Source organism: Pseudomonas marginalis (assembly GCF_024169655.1).
Lineage (GTDB): Bacteria > Pseudomonadota > Gammaproteobacteria > Pseudomonadales > Pseudomonadaceae > Aquipseudomonas > Aquipseudomonas paraveronii.
In genome coordinates this window covers 5,820,615-5,844,228 of sequence record NZ_JALJWV010000001.1, presented here as the reverse complement: position 1 = coordinate 5,844,228, position 23,614 = coordinate 5,820,615, and the positions used below count along the sequence as shown (strand labels likewise).

The following is a 23,614-nucleotide window of genomic DNA, read 5'->3' as shown; positions in this document are numbered from 1 at the left end:
GTTCTATGTCACTTGGCTTGTAGCTTGCGTTCAATCGCGGCCATCAGCATTTCGCCGATGTTCGTGCCAAATGCATTGTCGATCTCGCGAATACAGGTCGGGCTGGTGACGTTGATTTCGGTGAGGTGTTCACCAATTACGTCGAGGCCTACAAACAGCAAACCTTTTTCCCGCAGCGTCGGGCCGACTTGGGAGGCAATCCAGCGGTCCTTGTCCGACAAAGGCCGGGCTTCGCCACGCCCGCCGGCCGCCAGGTTGCCGCGGGTCTCGCCGGCTGCCGGGATGCGTGCCAGGCAATAATCCACCGGTTCGCCGTCGATCATCAGGATGCGCTTGTCGCCGTCCTTGATCGCCGGCAGATAAGCCTGGCCCATGATCTGCTGGGTGCCCAGGGCGGTCAGGGTTTCGAGGATCACCGACAGGTTCGGGTCGCCGGCGCGGTGGCGGAAGATCGAGGTGCCGCCCATGCCGTCCAGCGGCTTGAGGATCACATCGCCGTGCTTGGCGGCGAATTCGCGCAGCACATCGGCGCGGCGGCTGACCACGGTCGGCGGCGTGCAGTGCGGGAACAGCGTGGCGAACAGCTTTTCATTACAGTCGCGCAGGCTCTGCGGCTTGTTGACGATCAGCACGCCGGCGCGCTCGGCCTGCTCGAGCAGGTAGGTGGAGTAGACGAACTCCATGTCGAACGGCGGGTCCTTGCGCATCAGGATCACGTCCAGGTCGCTCAGGGGGCTGTCGATTTCGTCTTGCAGCTCGAACCACTTTTCAGGGTTGGCAAACACCTCGAGCGGACGCATCCGCGCACGCGCCTGGCCGTCGCCCTGGTAAAGATCACGCTGTTCCATATAGAACAGGCTCCAGCCGCGGGCCTGGGCGGCCAGGAGCATGGCCAGCGAGCTGTCCTTTTTATAGGAAATGCTGGCGATAGGGTCCATGACAATGCCGACGCGAACGCTCATGGGGGATTTCCTCTAGCAAATTAGGGCGCATAAAAGTGGCGTCAGAGTGGCGCTGCGGCTGTTGTGGGTCAAGGAAAAACCACCTAGCGGGCCGCTCGATAGATTGCTCCACGAGACTGTGCTAAAAAGACTGCCACGGTGCAGTGGCCCTTGAATTCCAAGGCTTCTGGCGCTCATTCTGGGCAGTATCAGGCAGTACACACCGAAAACCGATTCGCTGTGGCGATGGTAGAGCAGATATGGAACAGCATTCCAACGCCTTGAGAGTGATGGTGATCGACGATTCGAAAACGATCCGCCGCACCGCCGAGACCCTGTTGAAGAACGTGGGGTGCGATGTCATCACGGCCATCGATGGTTTCGATGCCCTGGCCCGGATTGTGGATCATCACCCGCACATTATCTTTGTCGACATCATGATGCCGCGCCTGGATGGCTATCAGACTTGCGCCCTGGTGAAGAACAACCCGGCGTTCAAGTCGATCCCGGTGATCATGCTGTCCTCCAAGGACGGCCTGTTCGACAAGGCCAAGGGGCGCATCGTCGGTGTCGATCAGTTTTTGACCAAGCCTTTCAGCAAGGAAGAACTGCTGAGTGCGATCAAGGCCTACGTGCCCGGTTTCGCCGCAGTAGAACAAGCACACTGACGCAACCTCACAAGGGCGTGCGTCTACCAATGTAGTGGGGAAAACCATGGCACGTGTTCTGATCGTCGACGATTCGCCGACCGAAATGTACAAGCTGAGCGGCATGCTGGAAAAGCACGGGCACCAGGTCCTCAAGGCCGAAAATGGCGCCGACGGCGTGGCACTTGCGTCCCGGGAGAAGCCCGATGCGGTGTTGATGGATATCGTCATGCCGGGCCTCAACGGCTTCCAGGCCACGCGCCAGTTGAGCAAGCACAACGATCCGAGCATCAACTCGATACCGATCATCATCATTACCACCAAGGATCAGGAAACCGACAAGATCTGGGGCGAGCGCCAGGGCGCCAGGGATTACCTGACAAAGCCGGTGGACGAAGAAACCCTGATCGCCACCCTGAACAAGGTGTTGGCCGGCTGACGGCACGCCATCATGACCGAGTCACAGACCGCCTTCGAGCTGCTGCTGGACATCGACCGCCGCTGTCGCCTGCTGGCCGCCGACCTGCCATCCCAGGAAACCCGCCTGCAAGGCTGGAGCGGGATCGGCTTTCGCGTGGGCGAACAGTGGTTTGTCGCGCCCATGGGCGAAGTCGCCGAAGTGCTGCATGAGCCGCGCTGCACTTTAATGCCCGGGGTCAAGACCTGGATCAGAGGAGTCGCTAACCTGCGTGGGCGCCTGCTGCCGGTGATGGATCTCGGCGGTTTCCTCGGCCATGTGCTGCCCAAGACAGGTAAGCAACGGCGGGTATTGGTCGTGGAATACCAAGACATATTTATCGGGCTGTTGGTGGACGAGGTGGTGGGTATGCAGCATTTCGCACAAGACGCATTGTTGCCCAGCGCCCCCGCCTGCGCGTCCTTTATCCGCGGCCAGTTCGACGCTGATCAGCGCTGGCAGGTCTTCAGCCCCTTCGCTCTGGCGCAGGCCCCTGGCTTCATGGATGTTGCCGCATGACCACTGCTACCACGCCCAAACCCCAGGCGGTCTCGCGCAGCCGCTCGCAGATCATCGTGCTGTTTATTGCGCTGATCATATTCATCATGTTGCTGTTCGCCAACTTCGCGTACCTCAACACCCAGTCCACCTACGACAAGCAGTACATCGGCCACGCCGGTGAGTTGCGGGTGCTGTCCCAGCGTATCGCCAAGAACGCCACCGAAGCGGCCGCCGGCAAGGCCGCCGCGTTCAAGTTGCTGGCGGAGGCGCGCAATGACTTTGCCCGGCGCTGGGGTTACCTGAAGAAGGGCGACCCGGACACCGGCCTGCCCGCCGCGCCGAGTGCGGTACGTACAGAGATGCGGGCGGTGCAGACCGATTGGGAAGCGCTGCTGAAAAATACCGACGCGATCCTCGCCAGCGAACAGACCGTGCTGTCGTTGCATCAAGTTGCCGCGACCCTGGCCGAAACCGTGCCGCAACTGCAAATGGAATCGGAAAAGGTCGTGGATATCCTGCTGCAACGCGGCGCCCCGGCCAGCCAGGTGGCCCTGGCCCAGCGTCAGTCGTTGCTGGCCGAGCGTATCCTGGGGGCGGTCAACACCGTACTGGCCGGTGACGAAACTGCCGTGCAGGCTGCCGATGCCTTTGGCCGCGATGCCAACCGCTTCGGCCAGGTGCTCACCGGCATGCTCCAGGGCAACCCCGGGCTGCGCATCACCCAGGTCGAGGACCACGATGCGCGGGCGCGCCTGACAGAAATCGCCGAGCTGTTCGAGTTTGTCTCAGGCTCCGTGGACGAGATCCTCGAAACCTCGCCGCAACTGTTCCAGGTCCGCGCCTCGGCGAACAATATTTTCAACCTCTCGCAAACCCTGCTCGATGAAGCCTCGCTCCTGGCCACCGGCTTTGAAAACCTGGCCAGTGGGCGCAGTTTCGATACGATCGGCGGCTATGTGCTGGGCTTGCTGGCGCTGGCCTCGATCATCCTGATCGGCCTGGTGATGGTCCGCGCCACCAACCAGCAACTGCGGGAAACCGCCGAGAAGAACGAGCGCAACCAGAACGCGATCATGCGCCTGCTGGATGAAATCGAGGACCTCGCCGACGGCGACCTCACCGTCACCGCCTCGGTGACCGAGGACTTCACCGGCACCATCGCCGACTCCATCAACTATTCCGTGGACCAACTGCGCGACCTCGTCGCCACCATCAACCTCACCGCCGGCCAGGTCGCCGGCGCGGTGCAGGACACCCAGGCCACCGCCATGCACCTGGCGCAGGCCTCGGAACACCAGGCCCAGCAGATCGCCGAGGCCTCCACCGCGATCGAACAGATGGCCCAGTCCATCGACCAGGTGTCGGCGAACGCCGCTGAGTCCTCGGCGGTGGCCGAGCGCTCGGTGGAAATCGCCAACAAGGGCAATGAAGTGGTGCACAACACCATCCACGGCATGGACAACATTCGCGAACAGATCCAGGACACCGCCAAGCGCATCAAGCGCCTGGGCGAGTCGTCCCAGGAGATCGGTGACATCGTCAGCCTGATCGATGACATCGCCGACCAAACCAACATCCTCGCGCTCAACGCCGCGATCCAGGCGAGCATGGCCGGGGATGCCGGACGCGGCTTTGCGGTGGTGGCCGATGAAGTGCAACGCCTGGCCGAGCGCTCGTCGGCGGCCACGCGGCAGATTGAAACCCTGGTGCGGGCGATCCAGGCCGACACCAACGAAGCGGTCATCTCCATGGAACAGACCACCACCGAAGTGGTGCGGGGTGCGCGGCTGGCCCAGGACGCCGGGGTGGCGCTGGAAGAGATCGAAGGCGTGTCGAAAACCCTGGCGGCGCTGATCCAGAGTATTTCCAACGCGGCGCAGCAACAGACGTCGTCGGCGGGGCAGATCTCGCTGACCATGAACGTGATCCAGCAAATCACCACCCAGACGTCGTCGGGCTCGACCGCCACCGCCGAGAGCATCGGCAACCTGGCGAAAATGGCCAGCCAGTTGCGCCGCTCGGTGTCGGGGTTCACCTTGCCGGCGCCCAAGCAGGCTGATGATTGAAATGCAATCCAAATGTGGGAGGGAGCTTGCTCCCGATGACGGTGTATCAGTCACCTGATTCATTGACTGACCCACTGCCATCGGGAGCAAGCTCCCTCCCACATGTGATCTCTCTCTTTGTTTCAAGAACACCAGCAACTCATGAATTCTAAGCGGAGCAGTTATGGTTGATCGGCACGACTACGTGGCCCTCGAATGGGTCAAGGGCGACATTGCCGAAACCCTGAAACAGGCCCGTTCGGCGCTGGACGCGTTTGTCGAAACCACTGACAACGAGACCCTCGGCGACTGCCTGGCGTGCATTCACCAGGTGCATGGCGCGTTGCAAATGGTCGAGTTCTACGGTGCCGCGCTGCTCGCCGAAGAAATCGAAGCCCTGGTCCTGGCCCTGCAGGCCGGGCGCGTCAGCCAGCGCGATGAAAGTATCCGCCTGCTGCAACAGGCCCTCGGGCAATTGCCGCTGTACCTGGACCGCATCCACAGTGCCCGCCGCGACTTGCCGCTGGTGGTGTTGCCACTGCTCAACGACCTGCGCAGTGCGCGCGGTGAAAGCCTGTTGTCGGAAACCAGCCTGTTCAGCCCGCAATTGCTGTCGATTGCGCCGTTGCCCGAGGAGACGCTGGCGCAACGCGCGCCGCCCGACCTGAGCGATCAGTTGCGCCAGTGGCATCTGCTGCTGCAACAAGCCCTGGCCGGGTTGCTGCGTGAAGATCACGGCCCGAGCAACCTGGAGGACATGGCGCGGGTGTTCGCCCGCCTCGAAGCGCTGTGCCAGGGCGCGCCGCTGTTGCCGCTGTGGCAAGTCACCTCGGCGCTGGTCGAGGGCATGCTGACCGGCGTGATCGCCAACAGCCCGGCGCTGCGCAGCCTGCTCAAGGCCAGCGACAAACAACTCAAGCGCCTGCTCGCCCAGGGCATTGGCGGCATCAACCAGCCGGCGCCGGATGAACTGCTCAAGAGCCTGCTGTTCTACGTCGCCAAAGTCACCCGGCCAACGCCGCGCATGCAAAGCCTGAAAGAACGCTACGGCCTCGATGAAGCCTTGCCCGACAGCGCCGTGGTCGATGCCGAACGCGCGCGCCTGGCCGGGCCGGACCGCAATGCCATGGGCTCGGTGCTCGGCGCGTTGTGCGAAGAGCTGGTGCGGGTCAAGGAACGCCTCGACCTGTTCGTGCGCAGCGACCGTCAACACACCAGCGACCTCGAAGCGCTGCTGGCGCCGCTGCGGCAAATCGCCGACACCCTCGCGGTGCTGGGCTTTGGGCAGCCGCGCAAAGTCATCATCGACCAGCTTGCCGTGGTGTTGAGCCTGGCCCAGGGCCAGCGCGAACCTAACGATGCGGTGCTGATGGATGTCGCCGGCGCCTTGCTCTACGTCGAAGCGACGTTGGCCGGGATGGTCGGCACGGTCGAGCCGCAAGGCCGTGAAGAAAGCCGCCTGCCCACCACCGACCTGACGCAGATTCATCAGTTGGTGATCCGCGAGTCCTGCCAGTGCCTCAAGCAAGCCAAAGAGTTGGTGATCGACTGCATCGACGCCCAGTGGGAGCGCCAGCGCCTGGAATCCCTGCCGGAACTGTTGAGCCAGGTGCGCGGCGCCCTGGCGATGATTCCACTGCCACGCGCGGCGAGCCTGATGCGCGGTTGCACCGATTACGTCGATGAACAACTGATGATCAACGACGCAGTGCCGTCCGAAGAGCAGTTGGCGCATTTCGCCGACGTGATCAGCGGCCTGGAGTACTACCTGGAACGCATGCTCCAAGACCCCGACGCCGCTGGCGAACGGGTGCTGGAGTTGGCCACCGAGGGCCTGGCCGCGCTGGGTTACCTGCCGGCCGAAAAGCCCTGGCGCCAGGCGCTGGTGGCGCCGGACGGCGCGTTGTCGACGGAGATCGCGCCGAGCCAATCCCAGTTCGACGCGCTGGCCAATCCTGCTTCGCGCTTGAACCCGCCCGCCCTGCAACGCCCCGGCAGCCTGCTGCCGCCGCCAGCCGGTGAAGAGCCGATCGACGACGAACTGCGTGAAGTGTTCCTCGAAGAAACCGCCGAGGTCCTTGAGGTGCTGCACCACCATCTGCCGAGCGGCGTCGATAAAACCGCCCTCGGCGAAATGCGCCGTGCCTTCCACACCCTCAAAGGCAGTGGCCGCATGGTGCGCGCCCTGGTGCTGGCGGAACTGGCCTGGGCCGTGGAGAACCTGCTCAATCGCGTGCTGGAATGCAGCGTGGCCGCCGGCCCCGAGGTGCAACACGTGCTGGATGATGCGGTGGCCCTGCTGCCGGAATTGATCGCCGACTTCGCCGCCGGCGCCCAGCGCCAACGGGATGCGGTCGACGCCCTGGCCGCGCGCGCCCACGCCTTGGCCAGCGGTACCGCCGTGCCGGCGGCCGAACCCCATGACCCGATGCTGCTGGAGATCTTCCGCAACGAAGCCCAGAGCCACCTCGACAGCCTCAACCACTTCCTGCGCCAAGCCGCCGAGCATGTGCCGCTGCAAGTCAGCGATGAGCTGCAACGCGCCTTGCACACCCTCAAAGGCAGCGCCTATATGGCCGGCGTGCTGCCGATCGCCGAACTGGCGCGCCCGCTCGATCACCTGACCCGCGAGTACAAGGCCCACCGCCTGCCGCTGGACCTGGATGAAGTAGAACTGCTGCTGGAGGCCGAGGATCTGTTCCAACGTGGCTTGCGCCAGTTGAACGGCGACCCGCTGGTACCGATCAAAGGTGCCGCCGACCTGATCGACCGCACCCAAAGCCTGCTCGATCATCAGCTTCAAGCCCAGCTCGACGCGCCGAGCACCGGCCTGCGGATCAAGCGTGATCCGCACCTGATCACCAACTTCCTGGCCCAGGGCATGGACATTCTGCTCGACGCCGAAAGCCTGCTGCGCCGCTGGCAACAACACCCTGGCGAACGCCAGGAACTGACCGCGTTGCTGGATGAATTGACCACGCTAGGGCAGGGCGCGCACCTCGCCGACCTGCACACCATCGACGAACTCTGCGAAGCCTTGCTTGACCTGTACGGCGCCGTGGAAGAAAGCAGCCTGGCGGTCAGCGAGCAGTTTTTCCAGGAGGCCGAACAGGCCCACGAAGCGCTGATCAACATGCTCGACGAACTGGCTGCCGGCCAGGAAATCAGCCCGGCCCCGGCGCGCATGCAAGCCTTGCGCGAGCTGCTGGAAGGCGCTCTTGATCCGTCCGCCACCGGCCTGATCAAAAGCGACGGCAGCCGTGCGCTGAGCATCTCCGAACTGGGCGCCGCGACGGCCCGGCTGGACCGGCACGCGGTGGTGGATGATGAGATCGTCGAGATCTTCCTCGAAGAAGCCGTGGATATCCTCGACAGCGCCGGGCAGTCCCTCAAACGCTGGCTGCTGGAACCCGAGGGCGTGGCGCCGTTAACCTCGTTGCAGCGCGACATGCACACCCTCAAGGGCGGCGCACGCATGGCCGAGATCGGGCCTGTTGGCGACCTGGCCTACGAGCTGGAAGGCCTTTACGAAGGCCTGGTGGACCGTCGCTACAGCTATTCCCATGAGCTGTCCCAGGTGCTGATGGCCAGCCATGAGCACTTGGCGTTGCAGTTGGACCAACTGCAACAGCATCAGCCGTTGAGCGACTCTAGCGAATTGATCGCCAGCGTCCGGGGATTGCGCCACAGCAGCCCGCCCGCGGCGCAGGCCGCTGCTGCGCAGACTTTGGGCATCGACCCGGAATTGCTGGATATCTTCCTCGAAGAAGCCGCCGACATTCTCGACAGCTCGGGGGCGGCGTTGCTGCGCTGGCAGGCTGAGCCCAACAACCGCCAGGAAGTCGAAACCCTGCTGCGCGACCTGCACACCCTCAAGGGCGGTGCGCGCATGGTCGAGATCGGCCCGATCGGCGATCTGGCCCATGAGCTGGAGTTTCTCTACGAAGGCTTGTCCTCCGGTTTGCTCGTGGCGTCCCCCGAGTTGTTCGCCTTGCTGCAAGGCTGTCACGACCGCCTGGCGCAAATGATTGACGCGGTGGCGGCGGGCTTGCCGGTGGGCTCGGTGGACAAACTCATCGAGCGCATCAAAAGCCTGGTCCACCCGAGCAAAGAGCCGGTGGTGCCGGTGGCATTAGTGACGGGCAAGGCCGAAACAGCCAGCGACCCGACCGCCGACATGGTGAAAATCTCCGCCGACCTGCTGGACGATCTGGTTAACCTGGCCGGCGAAACCTCGATCTTCCGTGGCCGGATCGAACAGCAGGTCAACGACGCGCAGGTTGCCCTCAACGAGATGGAGACCACCCTCGAGCGCATGCGCGACCAACTGCGTCGGCTCGACACCGAAACCCAGGGCCGCCTCTTCAGCCGTCAGCAGGCCGAAGCCGAGCGCCTGGACTACGAAGAATTCGACCCGCTGGAAATGGACCGCCATTCACAGTTGCAGCAACTGTCCCGCGCACTGTTCGAGTCCGCCTCCGACGTGCTCGACCTCAAGGAAACCCTTGAGCGCCGCAACCAGGATGCGCACGACCTGTTGCAGCAACAGGCGCGCATCAACACCGAATTGCAGGAAGGCCTGATGCGCACGCGCATGGTGCCCTTTGAACGCATGCTGCCGCGCCTCAAGCGCATCGTGCGCCAGGTCGCGCAGGAGTTGGGTAAGGACGTGGAATTCGTGGTCGGCAACGCCGAGGGCGAGATGGACCGCAACGTGCTGGAACGCATGGTCGCGCCGCTGGAACATATGCTGCGCAACGCCGTCGATCACGGCCTGGAATCCCGCGAGGCGCGGCTGTTGGCCGGCAAACCCGAGAAGGGCCGGGTCACCCTGGACCTGACCCACGAAGGCGGCGATATCGTCTTCGATCTGCGCGACGACGGCGCCGGCGTGCCCCTTGAGGCGGTGCGGCGCAAGGCGATCAAGCGCGGCTTGCTCGCTCCGGATCAAGAGATCAGCGACCGCGACGTGTTGCAGTTCATCCTGCAGCCGGGGTTCTCCACGGCGGAAAAGATCACCCAGATTTCCGGGCGTGGCGTGGGCATGGACGTGGTGCATGAAGAAGTGCGCCAGCTCGGCGGCTCGATGTCGATCGATTCGACGTCGGGGGCGGGCGTGCATTTTCGTATTCGCCTGCCGTTCACCGTTTCGGTCAACCGCGCGCTGATGGTGCAGTGCGCGGACGATCAATACGCGATCCCGCTCAACACCATCGAAGGCCTGGTGCGCGTGCTGCCCCATGAGCTGGAAGGGCACTATCAACTGGACCCGCCGCGGTATGAATACGCCGGCCAGCGCTATGAGCTGTTTTACCTCGGCGACCTGCTGCACACCGTCGCCCGCCCGAAACTGCTGGGCCTGTACCAGCCGTTGCCGGTGCTGCTGGTGCAGTACAACGAACGGCACGTGGCGGTGCAGGTGGACAGCATGGCGGGCACCCGGGAGATCGTGGTCAAGGGCCTGGGGCCGCAGTTTGCCGGGGTGAAGGGGCTCTCCGGGGCGACCATTCTCGGCGATGGCCGGGTGGTCTTGATCATCGACCTGCTCGCCCACATCCGCGCCCGGCAACCGGCCTTGCCGGCCCAGGTGGTGGACGTCCCGCTGCTGCTCAACGTCCCGCTGAAAAAGCGCCCGCTGCTGGTGCTGGTGGTGGACGACTCGGTCACCGTGCGCAAAGTCACCAGCCGCCTGCTCGAACGCAACGGCATGAACGTGCTCACCGCCAAGGACGGTATCGACGCCATGGCCGTGCTGGAAGAACACACCCCGGACCTGATGCTGCTGGACATCGAAATGCCGCGCATGGACGGTTTCGAAGTGGCCATCCGGGTGCGCAACGACCCACGGCTGATGCGCCTGCCGATCATCATGATCACCTCCCGCACCGGCCAGAAACACCGCGACCGTGCCATGGCCATCGGCGTCAACGACTACCTCGGCAAGCCGTATCAGGAGTCGGTGCTGCTGGAAAGTATCGCCTATTGGAGCCAGTCCCATGCTTGATCACCGCACCAGCCAACTCACCGGCCTGCTCCTGCCCCTGGCCGACCGCCACTTGGTGCTGCCCAACGTCGCCATCGCTGAACTGATCGACTTCCAGCGCGGCGAACCGGCCAGTGACGCACCGCCCTGGTATCTGCGACAAGTGACCTGGCGGGACCGGCAATTACCGCTGATCAGCTTCGAAGCAGCCTGCGGCGAAGCCAGCGTGACCGGCGAGCGTTCGCGCATCGTCGTGCTGAACGCCCTGGGCGGGCGGCCGTCATTGAAGTTCATTGCGATGGTGATCCAGGGGATTCCACGTTCATACAAGCTCGATAGCCAGTTGAGTTATGTGGATGTGCCACTGTGCGCGTTGGAGCTGGCGGCGGTGCAAGTGGGGGAACATGTGGCGAAGGTGCCGGATTTGATGGGGTTAGAAGCGCTGCTGGTTGAGGCTGGGCTGGCCTGACGATCAATGCAGCACCAGAAAATCAGCAATCAGCATTCCCGCCAGGTACACCATCAAAATCGCCACACCCGCGTCCAATAAACGCCAGACCTTTGCTGAACGAAACAGCCCCGTCAACCGTTGACATCCCAACGCCAAAACCACAAACCACACCAGCGACGCGGTCATCGCTCCGCTGGCAAAGGACGCTTGTTGGCTGACGGGCTTCGCCGCACCAATAGAGCCAATCAGCACCACGGTATCAAGCCAGGCATACGGGTTGGCAAATCCAAGTATCACCGCCGTGCGCAGCAATCCCTGTTGTGAGGTGAGGTTGTTTTGAGTATCTGGCATCGACTGGCTACGCAAGCAAGCCAATAACCGCTGCCAGCCAAACCACAACAGATAGGCCGCTCCCGATAGCAGCAGGAACGCCACCAGACCGGGCTGACTGCCGAGCAACGAACCCAACCCCATGACCCCAAGACCAATGAGAATGATATCGGCGAACACGCATACCGCCACCACCCCCCAGATAGGACCGCGACTGACACCCTGGCGAATCACCAGAGTGTCCTTTGGCCCAGGAGCGGCGAACAGTCCGATGCCCAATAGCAGACCTTCGAGATAAAGGGCGTTGAGGTCAGGAGTCATGAAGTGCTCGGTCGCCTGGGTATCAGGTCAATTGAAGGGGGTGATTACCGAAACCGGTGTGGCGCGCATTGACGGCGGCGTTCAAGTCGATCGGCTGGTGGCGGAAAAAGCCTGTCAGTTGCTGCTCCGCATCAGGGTTGACGAAGTAAATAAGGGAGCTGCGTGGCATTGGTGTTCGAGGCGTCAGAACTGCGTGGTATGCAGCGGGAATCGCATAGTCCGAGAGCTCCGTCAGTAACGATCCGGCCAAGATTGCAATCTCGTTCTCCAACAGGCGTACCGGCTCCAGCGAGCTGCCTCGAACCAGAACGAGGCCGTCACGAGTAGGCTTGATAAACGACAACATATGACCATCTTCGTGAGGGTCCTGAGCAAACTGGCGCTTATCAGACCCGGAATTAGCCCCATAGACGCACAGTTGCAGATAGGACGCTGCACGCAAAGAGGTCAACGAAGTGGCCCCAAACTCCGCGCAAACCCCGTCCATCAGTTCCTGTGCAAGCTCGCTGATCTGTCGTTCAAAAGCATCAACGGCAGCAAAAAAATCACTTCGTGTGAACTCAAAAGCCTTTCGTTTTGATGAATGCGCAGGCCAGTAACAAAATCGCTCACACAGATCTGGCTGATCCTGAATGCTCGAGTACTCGGCGCCAAAGGGGAAAAATCCGTCGGTGTCTTTTGCGAAGGAAAACGAGGCCTTTATGGCTGGCGATATTGCGGAATATCCATCAACGATTTTTTTGTAATCCAGCAGCATCGCTTCTGATATTTGCAGGGTGCCAAAGCCTGTTCGAGCAATGGATTCACAGCACGCTTTGATGTGGGTCATGGATGTATCCAAAGGTAGATGTAAAGGAATGCAACAAACACTAGGTTCGCAAGCATGCGAGAAACTACGACACTGGATATGACCGATTAAAAGGGACCCATCCATGTCCTTCACAACATCGCCAGCAGGTGGCGATTGTGCAGGGTTCAAGACACGTGGCGGCGGACAGGTTGTCTTTTTTGGCGGACAAAGAAATGGCGTTCACCTAAAAGTGGGAACTGAAAACTCCGTATGAATATAAAAACGCGAGATACCCTCCAGTCACTGATTGCGCGGCGCGGCCGAGAGTTGGGCAAGCCCCTGACTACGTTGGCCAAGGAGGCGGGAATCTCCAGGACCTACCTGTACGGTCTGGCGGGCGGTGCGTCTAAGGATCCGTCGGTACGCACGCTGATCAAGCTGGCCAAGGCGTTGCAGGTTTCTCCTCTGTTGCTGTTTCGCTACTTTGCTGACCTGACAGGCGCGCCCGCAAATGCTTGCTCGATGGCGGCGACCAATCGAGCTGTCGGTATAAATGATCCGGAGGACGTTGCGGTGTTCAATGCCGATGTCACGACGCCTGATCAAACTGTCGTGATGCCAGGGGAGGTTTTTCAGAAAACCTGGGAGATTCAGAACCTGGGCACACGACCCTGGCGCGGGCGACGCCTGGTGCGTGTTGACGGGGAATATGTGATTGCCCGCCGCGCTGATGCACTGGGCCAGTTGGAGGTAGTGATGGACGCTCACCTGCGTAGCCTGCACAGTGAACTTCCCATCGCCGATACGCTGCCGGGTCAGCCCGTGCATATCAGTGTGGAGTTTGCAGCACCCAGGGAAACCTGCACGCTGGCTTCAATTTGGAGAATTGAGGATGCGCAGGGAAAACCTTGTTATGGGCCTGCATTCATTTTGCATGTGTTGGTCAACGTCATGGCGCGTTGAGCGCTCGGTCGGATTTTTCCTGCAAGATTTTGCGCCGTGCATGAACTTGCCGCTCGCAGACCGCGCGCCTAGTCTTCCCTCCCTCAACGCGCTCACCTGCCATTTGGTCTTCGACCTGGACGCTTCCCCGCGTGCAATCATGCTCGGAATCCAGCGGGGCAGCTGCTGGTCGACGGAGCGCTGGAGCAAGTCAGCCCTTCTCCAGCATCTTGAAACGTTCCCAAACAGCGACTGATCACTCCCTTTTGGGAACCACTATTTAAAAGACACCACCGAACAAATGTGGGAGGGGGCTTGCCCCCGATGGCGGTGTGTCAGTCTCAGTATCTGTAACTGAGCCACTGCCATCGGGTGTACGGACGGAGACATCCTTTACAAACGAGACCGGGGACATCCTTTACGTTTCTGGGTGCTGGATAGCCGGTTTGCACCGCTGTCTAGCCTACCCAGTGGATAGTTACATAGGTACATGTCCCACACGTTGTCGTCCACTTCTCGCAGTCCAACTGCCTCTCCTACCAGTGACTCACTCAAAAAGATCATCCTGCCCCTCCACTTCATTGACCCGTCTGTTCTGACTTTGCGTACCTCCATATCCGCTCCATATTCGGCAGGAGGTACCCAGCCTGTATAGATCCTTGGCGATTTATCGTACAGATCGTTCGGCACCTTCATGTCTAACGCCTCGTGCGGCCGATCATGATTGAATTCCTGTCGAAATCGTTCAAACGCCATCGGGTCGCCCCGGCTGAATACGCTCTGGGTAGATACCCAGTCGTATCCACCAGACGGCCAGACTCGAGAGCCTGCTGAGACCGGTTGAGGCGAAGGGTGAACCGTTGTCAGTCCGGATGACATCAGGCAGACCGTACTCGCGAAAAGCCCAGTCAAAACCCTCGCGGGCCCCAGCCACACTGGGCTGCGCACGACACAACAATATGAATCTGCTGGCCTGATCCGTGAGCGTCAGCGGGTAACAGCGTCGGCCATCCGCCATTAAAAAGTCGCCTTTGAAGTCAGCGGCCCACGTTTGATTGGGGAGATCTGCCGGGCGAAGTTTGACGGGGCCGGTAGGCGGGCGATTGCGCTTGCGCCGCTCTTGAACCAGTCCCGCTCGTTTGAGCCATTCCCCTGCCGTGCTGGGTGCCGGCCAATGACATTCCGGATAGCGATTGGAAAGGACCTTGACCAGCTTTTTGGGGCCCCAGTCATGGTGTTGATGCTTGAGCTCGATTAGAGCAGCAATATGCGCATCGCACGTTTGAAAAGGGCTTGAGAGTGGACGGCGTGAGGCGTCCTTGAGCCCGTCCAGGCCAGCAGTGGCATACCGTTGCAGCCACTTGTCCAAGGTCGGTCGACTAATGCCGTAGCTCAATGCCAGTTGACGTTTTGAATAGGCGCCGGACAGCCAGTCGCCTATCAATCTGACTTTTTGATCCATCGGGGACTCTCGATTCCATGACATGGCCAGTTACCTCCTGGCCATGATTAATACATGTAAACGATGTCTCCGGTTTCAAACGTAAAGGATGTCTCCGGTCTGTACCGGGGCAAGCCCCCTCCCACACAGGTTAGCGCTCGTCTTCAGAGCTCAATCAATCCGCGCAAAACGCTCAATGACCGGTTGCTCTGGATGCTCAGCCCGACCCCTGACTGCCAACCACTGCCGTCATCGCCGATTGGCAGAGTATGTAGCTGCCAACGCATCTGCCATCTTCCTGCTCGAATATTTAAGTATTTGTTATCAATCAATAAAAAACACATTTCCGCTCTTGGCATGGCGCGTGCTAACTGCCTGGTCATGGCCCGTTCCGATAAGCGACGGCGGCGTCATCTGCCAATGGCAGTGCTGGGTGACGCATGCGCTTGCCGGCGGGATAAAGTTCCAACATTGAGTGCTGACGATATGACTGAACTATTGAGTACCGCACATAAGAACACCACCAGTACTTATCTCCAGTTAGGGGGAGAGGCGGGTATCCATAAACTGGTCGACCGCTTTTACGAACTGATGGAGGTGCTGGTCGAGGCGCGAATAGTGCGTCAGATGCACCCACCGAGTCTCGCCGGCAGCGCCGACAGTCTATTCAAGTTCCTGAGTGGCTGGCTTGGCGGCCCGCCACTGTTCCATCAGGAACGTGGCCACCCTCGTTTGCGCATGCGACATGCGCCTTTTGCAGTCAGTGTTGTCGAGCGCGACGAATGGATGCTGTGCATGCGTCAGGCAATCAACGAGCAGGTGGATGACGCAGCCCTGAATGCGAAGCTGCAGCGCATGTTTTCCGAGATGGCCGACCACATGATTAATACCGATGGGCGCCGCGCAGGTGTTGCGGCGCCGCTTTGAACGTCGGGCCACTCTCCCAACTGGACGCTCCCAAATACCATGATTAAAACTGCCCACGATCTTGTAGTAGATGCTAAAGCCCGTATCGAAGAAGTTGCCATCGAAGACGTTGACCTGGCTATCCAGAATGCGGATGTACTGATTGATGTACGTGAAGCCGACGAGTATGCCGCAGGTCATATATCGGGCGCTGTGCATGCTTCGCGCGGAATGCTGGAATTTAAACTGACCAACGATACCGTGCTCAGTTCGCGAGACCTCAAGGTCGTGCTGTACTGCAAAACAGGTGGTCGCGCTGCGCTCGCGGCTGTATCGCTGCTTGATATGGGCTACCTGCACGTAACATCGATCACCGGAGGGTTCGACGCATGGGTGAGTGCGAAAAAGCCGATTGTGGTTCCGCATTTACCTCGCTTCGAGTAGCACCGTGGGCTGCTTTGGGGGGCATGTTGCTCCCCATTAGGCTTAACCCCGTGTTTGTTGCTGATTCATTACTTCAGCCGTAACGATCCGCCGCCCAGCTTGATTGATGCCCCCCTGAATCACTCCTAAGGTACAGCCCACGACAGCAAACCCGTGGAGCGACCATGACAACAATAATTACCCCCGACTCGCGCTGGACGCGGCGGCGCGATGAAAAGCAGCGGCGGCTCGGGCTGGTCAAGCAGTATGCGGATGGGGCCGTGCTGCCCAGCGACAAAATCGTCGAGGCCCTCGAAGCCCTGATCCTCCCCGGCGACCGCGTGGTGCTGGAAGGCAATAACCAGAAGCAGGCGGATTTCCTCTCGCGCTCCCTGGCCAAGACCGACCCGGCCAAGCTCCACGATTTGCACATGATCATGCCCAGTGTCGGCCGGTCCGAGCACCTGGATCTGTTTGAGAAGGGCATCGCACGCAAGCTCGACTTCTCCTTCGCCGGCACCCAATCCCTGCGCATCAGCCAGTTGCTGGAAGACGGCCTGCTGGAAATCGGCGCGATCCACACCTACATCGAACTCTATGCCCGGCTGGTGGTGGACCTGATCCCGAACGTCGTGCTCTCCGCCGGGTTCATGGCCGACCGCGCCGGTAATATCTACACCGGCGCCAGTACCGAAGACACCCCGGCGTTGATCGAGCCTGCCGCGTTCAGCGACGGCATTGTCATCGTGCAGGTCAATCAGTTGGTGGACGACGTCACTGACTTGCCCCGCGTCGACATCCCGGCCAGTTGGGTGGATTTTGTGGTGGTGGCCGACAAGCCGTTCTACATCGAACCGCTGTTCACCCGCGACCCGCGCCACATCAAGCCGGTGCATGTGCTGATGGCGATGATGGCGATCCGTGGCATCTACGAAAAACACAACGTGCAGTCGCTCAACCACGGCATCGGTTTCAACACTGCCGCCATCGAATTGATCCTGCCCACCTACGGCGAATCCCTGGGCCTGAAGGGCAAGATCTGCCGCAACTGGACCCTCAACCCGCACCCCACGCTGATTCCCGCCATCGAAAGCGGTTGGGTGCAAAGCGTGCATTGTTTCGGCACCGAGCTGGGCATGGAGAATTACATCGCCGCCCGCCCGGATGTGTTCTTCACCGGCCGCGACGGTTCCATGCGCTCCAACCGGATGTTCTGCCAACTCGCCGGCCAATACGCGGTGGACCTGTTTATCGGCGCCACCCTGCAAGTGGACGGCGACGGGCATTCCTCCACGGTCACCCGTGGCCGCCTCGCCGGGTTTGGCGGCGCGCCGAACATGGGCCACGACCCGCGCGGTCGCCGCCATGGCACCCCGGCTTGGCTCGATATGCGTCACGAGGACGCCCCCGAAGCACTCTTGGAGCGCGGCAAAAAGCTCGTGGTGCAAATGGTCGAGACGTTCCAGGAGGGCGGCAAACCGACCTTCGTCAACACCCTCGACGCGGTGGAGGTGGCGCGCAAAAGCGGCATGCCCCTGGCGCCGATCATGATCTACGGCGACGACGTCACCCACTTGCTCACCGAAGAAGGCATCGCCTACCTGTACAAAGCGCGTTCCCTGGAAGAGCGCCAGGCGATGATCGCCGCCGTCGCCGGGGTGACCGCCATCGGCCTGCGCCATAACCCCAAGGACACCGCACGCATGCGCCGTGAAGGCCTGATTGCCTTGCCCGAAGACCTCGGCATCCGCCGCACCGACGCCACCCGCGAGTTGTTGGCCGCCAAGAGCGTGGCCGATCTGGTGGAGTGGTCCGGTGGTTTGTACAACCCGCCCGCCAAGTTCAGGAGCTGGTAAATGCGCGCCCTCAAACTGCACCCACTCAGCCTCGCCGAACGCCTGGCGGACCTGGCCGTCGACGCGCTGATCGACGAAGCCGACCTGTCGCCCAAGCCGGCCCTGGTGGACCGCCGTGGCAACGGCGCCCACCGCGACTTGCACCTGGGCCTGATGCACGCCTCGGCGCTGTCCTTGTGGCCGATGTTCAAGACAATGGCCGAAGCCGCCCTCGACATCGGCGAAGTCGGCTTGCCCCTGCGCGAAGCCCTCGGCCGCATCGGTCGCGACGGTGAGCAGGCGATGCTTGTCACCACCCACGGTGTGAACACCCATCGCGGTGCGATCTGGGCCCTCGGCTTACTCACCGCCGCAGCGGCACTGGAGCCGCAATCCTGCAGCCCGAATGCCGTGACCTTAAACGCGGCAAAACTGGCCCTGCTCAACGATCGCTATGCCCCGCAACCCATGAGCCACGGCGCGCAGGTGGCGCAGCGTTACGGCGCACGCGGTGCGCGTGAAGAAGCCCAACTGGGTTTCCCTTCGGTGCTGCTACGCGGCCTGCCGCAACTGCACAAAAGCCGCCAGCAACAGGCCGGTGAGCAGAACGCACGCCTGGATGCCTTGCTCGCGATCATGACCGACCTGGCCGACACCTGCGTGCTCTACCGCGCCGGCACTGCGGGCCTGCACGCCATGCAACACGGCGCGCAAGCGGTGCTCGACGCCGGCGGCAGCGCCACCCTTGCGGGGCGCCGCCACCTGCACGAACTCGATCAACAGCTATTGGCCCTGAATGCCTCCCCCGGTGGCGCCGCCGACCTGTTGGCCGCCTGCCTGTTTATCGACCGCCTCGACGGAGCGTTTTGATGGAAACTTTATCCTTTGAATTCCCCGCCGGGCAGCCGCCCAAAGGTCGCGCGCTGGTGGGGTGTGTCGGTTCGGGCGACCTCGAAGTGCTGCTGGAGCCGGGCACGCCCGGCATCCTGACCATTCAGGTGCAGACCTCGGTGAATGGCGCCGAACAACGCTGGCAGCACCTGTTCGAGCGGATCTTTCTGGAGCAGACGCCGCCAGCCTTGCACATTGATATCCACGACTTCGGCGCCACCCCCGGCGTGGTGCGTCTGCGCCTGGAGCAGGGCTTCGAGGAGATCGGCCATGACTGACTTGCTCAGCAAACACAGCTTCGTCGAACTGGGCGCACGGCAGCGGGCCAAGGCCTTGTTGGATGCGGGCTCTTACCGTGAACTGATCGACCCGTTTCAGCGAGTCATGTCGCCCTGGCTCGACCTTCAGGGCGTGGTGCCCCAGGCCGATGACGGCGTGGTGATCGGCAAAGGCCGCATCGCCGGCAAGCCGGTGGTGATCGCCGCGATCGAAGGCAACTTCCAGGGCGGCAGTCTCGGTGAAGTCGGCGGCGCAAAAATCGCCGGCGCCCTTGAGCTGGCGGCCGAAGACAACCGCAACGGCATCCCGACCTGCGCCGTGCTGCTGCTGGAAACCGGCGGCGTGCGCCTGCAGGAAGCCAACCTGGGCCTGGCGGCGATTGCTGATATCCACGCCGCGATTGTCGATCTGCGCCAGTATCAGCCGGTGATCGGCGTGGTGGCGGGCAGCGTCGGTTGCTTTGGCGGCATGTCCATCGCCGCCGGGCTGTGCAGCTATCTGCTGGTGACCCGCGAAGCGCGCCTGGGCCTGAACGGTCCGCAGGTGATCGAGCAGGAAGCCGGCCTGGACGAATACGATTCCCGCGACCGGCCCTTTATCTGGAGCCTGACCGGCGGCGAGCAACGCTTCAACAGCGGCTTGGCCGACCGTTACGTGGCAGACGATGTCGAGCAGATTCAGCAGACTGTCAGCGCGTTGTTGCAGCTCGGCTTGCCCGCCCAACAACGCAGCCGCCGCGCCGACTTCTACCTGGCGCGCCTGGCTGAACTGGACGCCGAACCGCAAATCGACCCGGCGACGGTTCGCGATCTGTATCAGGGAGAACGCTCATGAGAGGTTTGCAGTGGTTCAACGCATTGAGTGCCGGCGCCCAACCTGTGGACGGGTTGCCGAACTCGCTGAAAGTCGCCGATGGCGTATTGGGTGAACACCAGGTGCGCTTTATCGCCGTGGTCCCCGACGTGCAAAACCGCTTCCCCCGCGCACGCAACGGCGAAGTCGGCCTGCTCGAAGGCTGGGGCTTGGCCAAAGCCGTGGATGAAGCCATCGCGACGGGCGACAAACGCCCACTGATCGCCATCGTCGATGTGCCGAGCCAAGCCTACGGCCGTCGCGAAGAAGCCCTCGGCATCCATCAAGCCCTGGCGGCTGCCGTCGACAGCTACGCCCGTGCGCGTCTGGCCGGGCACCCGGTGATCGGGTTGTTGGTGGGCAAGGCCATGTCCGGTGCGTTCCTCGCCCACGGTTACCAGGCCAATCGCTTGATCGCCCTGCGCGACCCCGGCGTGATGGTGCACGCCATGGGCAAGGCCTCGGCGGCGCGGGTGACCCTGCGCAGCGTCGAAGAGCTCGAAGCCCTGGCCGCCAGCGTGCCGCCGATGGCCTATGACATCGACAGTTATGCCAGCCTCGGTTTGCTCTGGGAGACCCTGTCGGTCAGCCAGATTGAACAGCCGACGAAGGACGATGTGGCGCGGGTCAGCGATTGCCTGGTCAATGCGATCAAGGATGTCGATGGCCGTGATTTGAGCGGTCGCCTCGGCGCCACCAATCGTGCTGCCTCCAGCCATGTCCGCCAACTGCTGCGGGCGCAATGGTGAACGCTCACGACTTGCTCTGGGGCATGACCCCGGCGCATGCCCCTGCCGATGCGCCGGCCTGGGTGCTGGCGGCGCTCGGTGCCGGGCAGCCGGTGGTGGTTCGCCGCGCCATTGCGCAACCGGGTCATGTGGCGGTCGGCGTGCGTGGGCGCTTGCGCGAGCAGCGTTTCGCCGCCGAAATGCCGCTGGCGCTGGTGCAACGGCGGGTGATGCCGGAAGCGTTGCGCGAGGTGATCTCGCCACGCGATTTACCGGCATTGCGCGCCCTCGCTCAACTGCGGCCAGTGCTGGCGCAGAAGGACTGGGGCGTCAGCGGCAGTGCGGGTTTTGAATTGGCCACGGGCATTGAAGCGCTGCATGACAGCAGCGATCTGGATTTGATCCTGCGTACCCCAGAGCCGCTTGAACGACGCGACGCCGGGGACTTGCTGGCGATCTTGGACACGGCAGCCTGCGTTGTGGACCTGCAACTGCAAACCCCGTTTGGCGCCGTCGCCTTGCGCGAATGGGCGGGCTCATCACGCCGCGTGCTGCTCAAAGCCGCCAGCGGTGCGCATCTGGTGATTGATCCTTGGCAGGCGCTGATATGAGCAGCCTGCTGGTGTTTCCGGGGCAGGGCGCGCAACGCCCCGGCATGCTTGAGCATGTGCCCGCGCCGGTGCTGGACGAAGCCAGCGCGGCCTTGGGTGAAGACGTTCGCCAACTCGATTCGGCGCGGGCCTTGGCCAGTACCCGCGCCGTGCAGTTGTGTCTGTTGATCGCGGGCGTGGCCCATGCGCGCCTGCTGGAGCGCACGCCGGACTATGTGGCGGGCTTGTCCATCGGCGCTTACCCGGCGGCGGTCATTGCCGGAGCCCTGGACTTTGCCGACGCGGTCAGACTGGTCAGCCTGCGTGGCGAACTGATGCAGCAGGCTTATCCACAGGGCTACGGCATGACCGCTTTGATCGGCCCGGACTTATCCACTGTCGAAACCCTGCTGGCCGAAATCCATCGCCCCGAAACCCCGGTGTATCTGGCCAATATCAACGCCGATAACCAGACGGTGATCGCCGGCAGCGATGAAGCGATGCAGCGCGTCGCCCAGCGCGTCAAAGGCAACGGCATCGCCAAGCGTCTGGCCGTCAGCGTGCCGTCCCATTGCGCGCTGCTGCAGCGGCCGGCCCAGACGCTGGCTGAGGCGTTCGTCACGCTCAAGGCACCGCGCATCACCTACCTGAGCAGCACACGGGCGCGGCCGATCCGCGACCCTGCGCAGTTGCGCGACGACCTGGCCTTCAACATGTGCCGCGTCGTCGACTGGCGTGGCACCGTGCAAAGCGCCTATGAGCGCGGCGTGCGCCTGCAAATCGAACTGCCCCCCGGCGCCGTACTCACCGGCCTGTCACGCCGCGTGTTCGAACAAGGCACGGTGATCGCCTGCGAAGGTGCGCGCCTGGACACCTTGCAGGCCCTGCTGGAAGAGGAGGACCGCCGCCACCGATAAAGCACTACCCAAGGCTTTCGAAGCACAACAACAAAAATTCGATCGAGCACTTTGAGGACAACAATAATGATTATTTACGGTGTGGCATTGCTGGCGATCTGCACGCTCGCGGGCGTGATCATGGGTGACATGCTTGGCGTATTGCTCGGCGTTAAATCCAACGTGGGCGGGGTGGGTATCGCGATGATCCTGCTGATCTGCGCGCGGCTGTGGATGCAAAAACGCGGCGGTATGACCAAGGACTGCGAAATGGGCGTCGGCTTCTGGGGCGCCATGTACATCCCTGTGGTAGTGGCGATGGCCGCGCAACAAAACGTGGTCACCGCCCTGCACGGCGGCCCGGTCGCGGTGCTCGCGGCCATCGGTTCGGTGGTGGTGTGTGGATGCACCATCGCGTTGATCAGCCGCACGCACAAGGGCGAACCGTTGCCCGATGAAGAGCCGCTGATCACGCCGACACCTGTCGTGGGAGGCCGCTGATATGTGGGATCTCATCGAAAAAGGCTTGGAACATAACGGCCTGGTCACTGCCTTTGCGTTTGTGGGCGTGGTGATGTGGATTTCCGTGGTGCTGTCCAAGCGTCTGACGTTCGGGCGCGTTCACGGCTCGGCGATTGCCATCGTGATCGGCCTGGTGCTGGCCTGGGTTGGCGGCACCATGACCGGCGGGCAAAAAGGCCTGGCGGATCTATCGCTGTTCTCCGGCATCGGCCTGATGGGCGGCGCGATGCTGCGCGACTTCGCCATCGTCGCCACCGCGTTTGAAGTGCAAGCCACCGAAGCGCGCAAGGCCGGGATGATCGGTGTGATTGCGCTGCTGCTGGGCACGATCCTGCCGTTTATCGTCGGTGCGAGCCTGGCCTGGGTGTTTGGTTATCGCGATGCAATCAGCATGACCACCATTGGCGCTGGCGCCGTGACCTACATCGTCGGCCCGGTGACCGGCGCGGCGATTGGCGCGACCTCGGATGTGATGGCGCTGTCGATCGCCACCGGCCTGATCAAGGCGATTCTGGTGATGGTCGGCACACCGGTCGCGGCGCGTTGGATGGGGTTGGATAACCCGCGTTCGGCGATGGTGTTTGGTGGACTGGCCGGTACGGTGAGTGGCGTGACGGCAGGGCTGGCGGCGACGGATCGGCGCCTGGTGCCGTATGGCGCGCTGACCGCGACGTTCCACACCGGGCTTGGGTGTTTGCTCGGGCCTTCGTTGCTGTACTTTATTGTGCGTGGGTTGGTCGGCTGACTTTGGGATTTGCGGTGATTGGTCTGGCGCTATCGGGGGCAAGCCCCCTCCCACATTTGGAATGCATTTCAATGTGGGAGGGGGCTTGCCCCCGATAG

At 62.2% G+C, this 23,614-nt stretch carries 22 protein-coding genes and 2 pseudogenes; 19 read left to right on the top strand and 5 right to left on the bottom strand.

The features are described 5' to 3' along the window. Positions 1-8: 8 nt before the first annotated feature. Entirely contained in the window at positions 9-962 is a 954-nt protein-coding gene (gene gshB, locus J2Y83_RS27030) for a glutathione synthase (protein WP_253399915.1), read from the bottom strand. A 239-nt stretch (positions 963-1,201) separates the two neighbouring features. Between gshB and pilG the strand changes: the two genes are divergently transcribed. From pilG to J2Y83_RS27000, 6 genes are all read left to right on the top strand, one after another. Then, positions 1,202-1,609 (top strand): twitching motility response regulator PilG, encoded by a 408-nt coding sequence (pilG, locus tag J2Y83_RS27025; RefSeq protein ID WP_003176671.1) that lies wholly within the window; start codon positions 1,202-1,204, stop codon positions 1,607-1,609. Between the two features lie 46 nt (positions 1,610-1,655). After that, positions 1,656-2,027, top strand: coding sequence for a twitching motility response regulator PilH (pilH, locus tag J2Y83_RS27020; RefSeq protein ID WP_253399913.1), 372 nt, complete (start codon positions 1,656-1,658; stop codon positions 2,025-2,027). A gap of 12 nt (positions 2,028-2,039) precedes the next feature. After that, entirely contained in the window at positions 2,040-2,564 is a 525-nt protein-coding gene (locus tag J2Y83_RS27015; protein ID WP_247403676.1) for a chemotaxis protein CheW, read from the top strand. Next, the gene (locus tag J2Y83_RS27010; protein ID WP_253399911.1) at positions 2,561-4,612 is read left to right on the top strand and encodes a methyl-accepting chemotaxis protein; all 2,052 of its coding nucleotides are present in this window, start codon (positions 2,561-2,563) and stop codon (positions 4,610-4,612) included. Before J2Y83_RS27015 ends, J2Y83_RS27010 begins: the two co-directional genes overlap by 4 nt. 163 nt (positions 4,613-4,775) lie before the next feature. Continuing rightward, the gene (locus J2Y83_RS27005) at positions 4,776-10,595 is read left to right on the top strand and encodes an Hpt domain-containing protein (RefSeq protein ID WP_253399909.1); all 5,820 of its coding nucleotides are present in this window, start codon (positions 4,776-4,778) and stop codon (positions 10,593-10,595) included. Beyond that, the gene (locus J2Y83_RS27000; protein ID WP_247403045.1) at positions 10,588-11,043 is read left to right on the top strand and encodes a chemotaxis protein CheW; all 456 of its coding nucleotides are present in this window, start codon (positions 10,588-10,590) and stop codon (positions 11,041-11,043) included. Before J2Y83_RS27005 ends, J2Y83_RS27000 begins: the two co-directional genes overlap by 8 nt. A gap of 3 nt (positions 11,044-11,046) precedes the next feature. On the opposite strand, the gene J2Y83_RS26995 is transcribed toward J2Y83_RS27000, so the two are convergent. Beyond that, complete coding sequence (locus J2Y83_RS26995; RefSeq protein ID WP_253399907.1) at positions 11,047-11,676, bottom strand: LysE/ArgO family amino acid transporter; 630 nt, start codon at positions 11,674-11,676, stop codon at positions 11,047-11,049. Positions 11,677-11,698: 22 nt separating this feature from the next. Further along, a complete protein-coding gene (locus tag J2Y83_RS26990; RefSeq protein ID WP_253399905.1) occupies positions 11,699-12,505 on the bottom strand; it encodes a 2OG-Fe(II) oxygenase in 807 nt (268 codons plus the stop codon). A 231-nt stretch (positions 12,506-12,736) separates the two neighbouring features. Here J2Y83_RS26990 and J2Y83_RS26985 point away from each other — a divergent pair, with 231 nt between their 5' ends. Next, positions 12,737-13,429 carry an NBR1-Ig-like domain-containing protein gene (locus J2Y83_RS26985; RefSeq protein ID WP_253399903.1) on the top strand — a complete coding sequence of 231 codons (693 nt, stop codon included), beginning with the start codon at positions 12,737-12,739 and terminating at the stop codon, positions 13,427-13,429. Between the two features lie 73 nt (positions 13,430-13,502). After that, a pseudogene (locus J2Y83_RS29950) lies at positions 13,503-13,642 on the top strand (DUF6124 family protein); the annotation flags it as partial. Between the two features lie 159 nt (positions 13,643-13,801). Here J2Y83_RS29950 and J2Y83_RS26980 read toward each other — a convergent pair. Together J2Y83_RS26980 and J2Y83_RS26975 are read right to left on the bottom strand one after the other, a co-directional pair. Continuing rightward, positions 13,802-14,894: pseudogene (locus J2Y83_RS26980) on the bottom strand (helix-turn-helix domain-containing protein). Positions 14,895-15,013: 119 nt separating this feature from the next. Continuing rightward, on the bottom strand, positions 15,014-15,232 hold the full coding sequence (locus J2Y83_RS26975; RefSeq protein ID WP_253399899.1) for a hypothetical protein: 219 nt from the start codon (positions 15,230-15,232) through the stop codon (positions 15,014-15,016). 103 nt (positions 15,233-15,335) lie between these two features. Between J2Y83_RS26975 and J2Y83_RS26970 the strand changes: the two genes are divergently transcribed. The 11 genes from J2Y83_RS26970 (at position 15,336) to madM (ending at position 23,516) form a co-directional block, all read left to right on the top strand. Beyond that, complete coding sequence (locus tag J2Y83_RS26970) at positions 15,336-15,776, top strand: group II truncated hemoglobin (protein WP_253399897.1); 441 nt, start codon at positions 15,336-15,338, stop codon at positions 15,774-15,776. Positions 15,777-15,818: 42 nt separating this feature from the next. Continuing rightward, the gene (locus J2Y83_RS26965) at positions 15,819-16,199 is read left to right on the top strand and encodes a rhodanese-like domain-containing protein (RefSeq protein ID WP_253400451.1); all 381 of its coding nucleotides are present in this window, start codon (positions 15,819-15,821) and stop codon (positions 16,197-16,199) included. Between the two features lie 164 nt (positions 16,200-16,363). Beyond that, positions 16,364-18,034: a malonate decarboxylase subunit alpha gene (gene mdcA, locus J2Y83_RS26960; RefSeq protein ID WP_253399895.1), complete on the top strand. Its 1,671-nt coding sequence runs from the start codon at positions 16,364-16,366 to the stop codon at positions 18,032-18,034. Next, a complete protein-coding gene (locus J2Y83_RS26955; protein ID WP_253399893.1) occupies positions 18,035-18,883 on the top strand; it encodes a triphosphoribosyl-dephospho-CoA synthase in 849 nt (282 codons plus the stop codon). It begins immediately after the preceding gene. Then, positions 18,883-19,182 carry a malonate decarboxylase subunit delta gene (locus J2Y83_RS26950; protein WP_253399891.1) on the top strand — a complete coding sequence of 100 codons (300 nt, stop codon included), beginning with the start codon at positions 18,883-18,885 and terminating at the stop codon, positions 19,180-19,182. The genes J2Y83_RS26955 and J2Y83_RS26950 overlap by 1 nt, the downstream gene beginning before the upstream one ends. Continuing rightward, positions 19,175-20,017 (top strand): biotin-independent malonate decarboxylase subunit beta, encoded by an 843-nt coding sequence (locus tag J2Y83_RS26945; RefSeq protein ID WP_253399889.1) that lies wholly within the window; start codon positions 19,175-19,177, stop codon positions 20,015-20,017. The genes J2Y83_RS26950 and J2Y83_RS26945 overlap by 8 nt, the downstream gene beginning before the upstream one ends. Then, positions 20,014-20,784 (top strand): biotin-independent malonate decarboxylase subunit gamma, encoded by a 771-nt coding sequence (mdcE, locus tag J2Y83_RS26940; protein ID WP_253399887.1) that lies wholly within the window; start codon positions 20,014-20,016, stop codon positions 20,782-20,784. The genes J2Y83_RS26945 and mdcE overlap by 4 nt, the downstream gene beginning before the upstream one ends. Next, positions 20,778-21,374, top strand: coding sequence for a malonate decarboxylase holo-ACP synthase (locus J2Y83_RS26935; protein ID WP_253399885.1), 597 nt, complete (start codon positions 20,778-20,780; stop codon positions 21,372-21,374). Before mdcE ends, J2Y83_RS26935 begins: the two co-directional genes overlap by 7 nt. Beyond that, positions 21,371-22,270 carry a malonate decarboxylase subunit epsilon gene (gene mdcH, locus J2Y83_RS26930; RefSeq protein WP_253399882.1) on the top strand — a complete coding sequence of 300 codons (900 nt, stop codon included), beginning with the start codon at positions 21,371-21,373 and terminating at the stop codon, positions 22,268-22,270. The genes J2Y83_RS26935 and mdcH overlap by 4 nt, the downstream gene beginning before the upstream one ends. A gap of 66 nt (positions 22,271-22,336) precedes the next feature. Beyond that, positions 22,337-22,750, top strand: coding sequence for a malonate transporter subunit MadL (madL, locus tag J2Y83_RS26925; protein WP_064454526.1), 414 nt, complete (start codon positions 22,337-22,339; stop codon positions 22,748-22,750). A 1-nt stretch (position 22,751) separates the two neighbouring features. Further along, positions 22,752-23,516, top strand: coding sequence for a malonate transporter subunit MadM (gene madM, locus J2Y83_RS26920; RefSeq protein ID WP_253399880.1), 765 nt, complete (start codon positions 22,752-22,754; stop codon positions 23,514-23,516). Positions 23,517-23,614: the final 98 nt, after the last annotated feature.